General features: G+C 59.6%; 4 protein-coding genes. 1 reads left to right on the top strand and 3 read right to left on the bottom strand.

All coding sequences use genetic code 11. The features are described 5' to 3' along the window. Together A5652_RS13410 and A5652_RS26740 are read right to left on the bottom strand one after the other, a co-directional pair. Positions 1–1,335: condensation domain-containing protein (locus A5652_RS13410; protein ID WP_232001187.1), on the bottom strand; the 1,335-nt coding region annotated here is incomplete at its 3' end. Positions 1,336–1,984: 649 nt separating this feature from the next. Then, on the bottom strand, positions 1,985–2,701 hold the full coding sequence (locus tag A5652_RS26740; protein WP_082983889.1) for a class I SAM-dependent methyltransferase: 717 nt from the start codon (positions 2,699–2,701) through the stop codon (positions 1,985–1,987). A gap of 608 nt (positions 2,702–3,309) precedes the next feature. Here A5652_RS26740 and A5652_RS13415 point away from each other — a divergent pair. Beyond that, complete coding sequence (locus A5652_RS13415) at positions 3,310–4,119, top strand: DUF1906 domain-containing protein (protein ID WP_067351730.1); 810 nt, start codon at positions 3,310–3,312, stop codon at positions 4,117–4,119. A gap of 23 nt (positions 4,120–4,142) precedes the next feature. Here the strand turns inward: A5652_RS13415 and A5652_RS13420 are convergent. Further along, positions 4,143–4,782, bottom strand: a 640-nt coding sequence (locus A5652_RS13420) for an adenylate/guanylate cyclase domain-containing protein (protein ID WP_197513949.1), incomplete at its 5' end; no start/stop codon positions are given.

The raw sequence follows: 4,782 nt of genomic DNA on the forward strand, positions 1-4,782 counted from the left end.
ATCAACGAGCACATCCACCGACGACAACAACCCGCCCGGATCAGCAGTCAACGCCACCAACACCCGCTCCAACCGCTTTACCAAATCGTGGACATCACAATCCGAAAGCCATTGCCCAGCACCCGCGGACCCATTCGTCGTTGTGCTGGGCTGCGCTCCGAGAAAAAGCCGATCATCGTCCCTAAAGAAATCCAGTCCAAACTGATCGACGAGGTTGGTGTGCGTCAGGGACCCCGATGCCGTGGCCCCAGCGATATTTCGCAGATGTGTAGTCGGAATGAAATTGACAATTACGCGATTCGGCGTCTGCGCGGAGCTGCGAAGGCGTGCCTTGCTCTCGAGAGTGTGTACCGGGAACCGCTGATGCTGCAATGCTTCCCGCAGTCGCGTGTCGACATGTTCACAAAAACTAGCGACCGCAAGCTCCGGCGAGGTTTTCAACACCAGTGGGACGAACCCAGTAATCATTCCAGGCACCGTCTGTGTTTCCGGACGCACCCGCCTGCTTACCGGGAACTCGAGCACTACCTCCGAACTCTTGACCTCGCAGCCATGCACTAGCAGCGCGCACGCCGCAGTAATCACCGAAGAGCGACGCAGCCCCAACGCCTGCGACAGCTCCTTAATCCCGCCGACGACGACAGGGTCCAATTCAACCGGTGCAGAAGGCTCATATGGAGCCCGCTTTCCCACGGCGGGCGGCAAGCGATAACTCGGTTCGCTTTCTAACGGCAGATTCTTTGTCCAATAGGCCTGATCATCGAGATACTCGTTGGACGCTTCGTATTTTAACTCGCAATCAATTAGATCACTCAGTGATCCAAAAAAGGCGGGCGGAATCGACGCGCCCGATGCCATCGCACTATAAACTTCTCCGATCCGATGACAAACAAGGGCAAGCCCGATTCCGTCGGCCACTATATGGTGGCAGCACACGAAAAAATAAAATTCATCTACCCGCGTCTGCCACAACGCGAATTTGAACAGCGGGCCACTAAGCGGCATCACCGTCTGCTGAATCGAGGTTGCTAGCCGCTGGGCTTCCTGGACAGGATCCTGCGAATCTGTGAGATCCTGGCGCGCGAGCTCAACATCCGGGTAATCAACCGTCTTTTGGAAAACCTTGCCATCCAGCTGGAAAAACGCGGCTCTAAGTGGTTCAGCCTCCCGCACCACCTGACGGATCGCGCGCTCCAACAGATCGGGCTCTATCGCGCCCTTCAGTCGCACAAGGTAGCCCAGCTGCCACCGGGCATTGAAGCGATCGGTTTCCTGCGCAAACCAGATGTCTAGCTGTCCCCGCGTCAGCGGAAGGGCCCTGTTATGGAGTTGCATCAGGTTTCCCCTCAGCCAACCCGAACGGATACCTATAGTCCACGTCGTCGGGTCACGAGAGGTTCATCGGCACGAAGCCCGGCACTCCCCACCGGAACTGTGGTGACTAGACATTGAGTCGAGCCAGTCTGCCCCCACCATACTGCTGGCCGACGTGGTCGTATGGCGTTTCAGCAAATTTTGTGCCGGGAACCATGGGACTTCCCGCAGCTCGTGTGCGCGCCCATGGGCATGCTGGTTCTGCGGCGTGACCGTCGCGGTGTATTGGCTGGTAGTCTTCCATATCGAGCGCACGCCGTCCCTCGAACGAAGAAGTTTTTCGGCGCTCGATATTGACGCAAACGAAGACCGCTCCGCACCTACCGGTGCGAAATCAGCAAATGTGTAAATTAACTCGCCAGTCGTAGACGGCGAGAATCTGGTCAGCGGTTAATGACGCTGCCCGCGCAGGCTCCTCAGCCTCAACGGTGCCTCAAGTCGACGACCATCTGCTTGCTCCCCGGATTAATTGGTCCGACCGCAAAAGTGCGACAGAGATTCTTGACACGCCGCGTAAGTGCCTGTCGAGGCCCTGGTGTCGACGCGGCGTACCGCGCCAAGTTGGTCGAGCGCATTTCTCTGGCTGTTTCCGCACAGCCAGCGTGTGCCCTTACGGTTGGTCAGCAGAAGTTCTCTGACTTCTTTCCGCTTCAGGACGTCTGCCCGACGCGATGTAGTAGCCACCGCCCCGACGCCATGTCAGCTTTGCATCCAGTAAACGCGAAGGCAGCGCCTCCGCGAATACGCGGCTATGCGCCAAACTGTGGTGCGTATTACCCGCTGGAAGGTCTCCCAAGGTATGTAAAGGATTCAGGATCGACTTCAGGCCCGCGAACGAACAGACATCACCGATTACTATCCTCCCCCCTACCCTCACAGCATTTTTCAGTGCTTGAAAAGCTTTTTCGGGCTCACTAATGATCGACAAGCCCAGCGTGCAGATGCCCGCATCGTAAGACGCCGGTTCGACGACACCCGCTGGTAAGGCGGTGACGTCGCCTTTGACAAGTTCGACGTTGGTCCAACCATTTTCCACGATCCTTCGGCGAGCCCGCTCTAACATGCCATCCGACCAGTCGACGCCGAGGATTTTTCCTTCGGGACCAATACTGGGCTGAATGAAGAGGAATTCCAGACCGGTGCCACAGCAAAATACAATTACATGGTCGCCACGCTTGAGGTCCAACTCATTAACCGCTGCTTTTTTCAACGGTATAATCGGCAATTGACCGAGGTCATAGACCTTCGATATAACGTGGTCATAAACGAAATGGAACAGCCGAATCCGCTTCGCACTGATCGTGGGAACGCTTGCTGGCGGAGTCATAGCGGCCTTTCAACTCTGAAAGCGGCGGTGCCGCTTGATGCCTTGACTCACTAGGCACCCTAACGAACAGGGTAGCGACGAATCGTCCGGCCGGTTGTCATCGAAGAGCCGCGATTGCCGCCAACGCGCGAAAATCGGGACCCTCAACCACATTTCGCGGGTGGAACTATGCGACTCGAATCGCTGAAGTGCGCTGCGCGAACGAAACGGCACCAGGCAGCGCACGGCCCAGGGTCGGTCAGCCAGCAGGAGCCATCGTTAGCGCCCTGGGCCGGCGAGCAGCGCGCCCGGCGCATGCGCCGCTTCGTCACGCGCGGCGTGCGCCTCTGGGCAGTTCGCAGAGGAAGGACACTATTGCGCTCTTGGTGCGCAGGTGACCGTCTACCGCAGCGGGCGCTGAAAACCGTCACTCGCCGAATCGCGAACCCCCGCAAGAACGGGCCAGCGCCCTGGAAGCCGATTGTCGGACTGAGCGGGCCGGCCCGCCTACCCATCGCCTTCGACAGTTGACGGCCATCAACTCAGACCGGTGAACCGTAAAGACCGATTTGATATCGACTATCGCCCGCTACTTCTGTGAACAAAGTCGACAAATTTACCATCACGCGATGCAGGATTTGTCGGGAAATGTGTGGCTCCCGCGATCACGCGCCATTTCCCGGCGCGACGTATTGCGTTACGCCATCGCCATGTCTGCATTGCCAGGGTTGTATGCTGCGTCGGAAATTGGCACCGTCCCTGCGGCGGCTGCCGCCACTCCCAAACTGATCGACTTCGCCATGCGCCAAGTTTCGGCGGAGCACATTCGAGCCGCTGGCTACTCCGGGGTCATCAACTACGTGTCGCTATCGCGTCCCGGTTCGTCCATGGGTGCCAAGCCGATCACCCGGCCTTACGCCGAGCAGCTGACCGCTGCGGGGCTGATGATCGTGAGCAATTACCAATATGGCAAGCCAGGCGGCACAGCACCATCGGACTTCAAGCGCGGGTTCGAGGGTGGCGTCGCCGACGCCCGCACCGCTTGGACTCTCCATAGCGCGGCGGGTGGCGGTCAGAGTGCCCCGATTTTCTTCAGCGTCGACGAGGACATAAACCACGACACCTGGAACAATCTGGCAGTCAAGTGGTTTCGCGGGATCAATTCGGTACTGGGAGTGCAGCGCACCGGCGTCTACGGCGGCATCGATGTATGCCGATGGGCCGCCGCCGACGGCGTTATCGGAAATTCGCGCACACCGGGCCACCGGTGGGCCTGGCAGACCCGGTCCTGGTCCGGCGGCCAGATCGACCCCGCCGCGGTTCTCTACCAACGCGTGGTGAGTACGGCGTCGAATCCTGGCCCAGTCGTCGGGGGACTCGAGGTCGACGTCAACGACGTCCTCGCCGAGGATTGCGGTCAGTGGAACCTACATCCCTGAGCCCGGCCGCCATTGGGCTCGATTCACAGGGCAAGTCCGAAGAGTTGCACGGGAGCGGACTTGCCTTTTAGGGCGTGAGATCCCCGGTCGATGAGCTCCGGTGACCGCCCATTTAGCGCGTCAAGGCAATGGCGGGTGAGAAGGATCGGGTCACCGGTGGTCTTGGTGTACTGCTCGACGCGGGCAGCTACGTTGACCGTGTCGCCAATCAAGGTGAACTCCAGCTTGCCCGCTCCGCCGATGGTGCCGGCGATCACCGTACCGGTGTTGATCCCAATGCCGATCCGCAAATCCCCGCCGAACCGCTCTGCGACGAGGCGCTGAATTCTCACCGCGGCCAGCACGGCAGCGTCAGCATGATCGGTGAGATCGTTGGGGGCGCCGAACACGGCCAGTGCGCCGTCGCCGAGGAACTTGTTGACATGCCCCCCGGCGTCGACCACGGCGGGCACGACAATCTCGAACAGGGCGTTAAGCCGGGTGACTGTGTCTTCGGCGGAGTTCGCCTCGGCGAACGGGGTGAAATCCCTTACGTCGACGAACATCACGGTCACCTCGCGGCGCTCGCCCGTGAATATGTCGTCGCCTTGTTCGAGTAGCCGTGAGGCGAGGGTGGGGTCGACGTAGGTGCCGAACGCGCCGCGCTGAAGCCGTTGTCGTTCA

Origin of the sequence: Mycobacterium sp. 1165178.9, assembly GCF_001673555.1 — a bacterium.
GTDB lineage: Bacteria > Actinomycetota > Actinomycetes > Mycobacteriales > Mycobacteriaceae > Mycobacterium.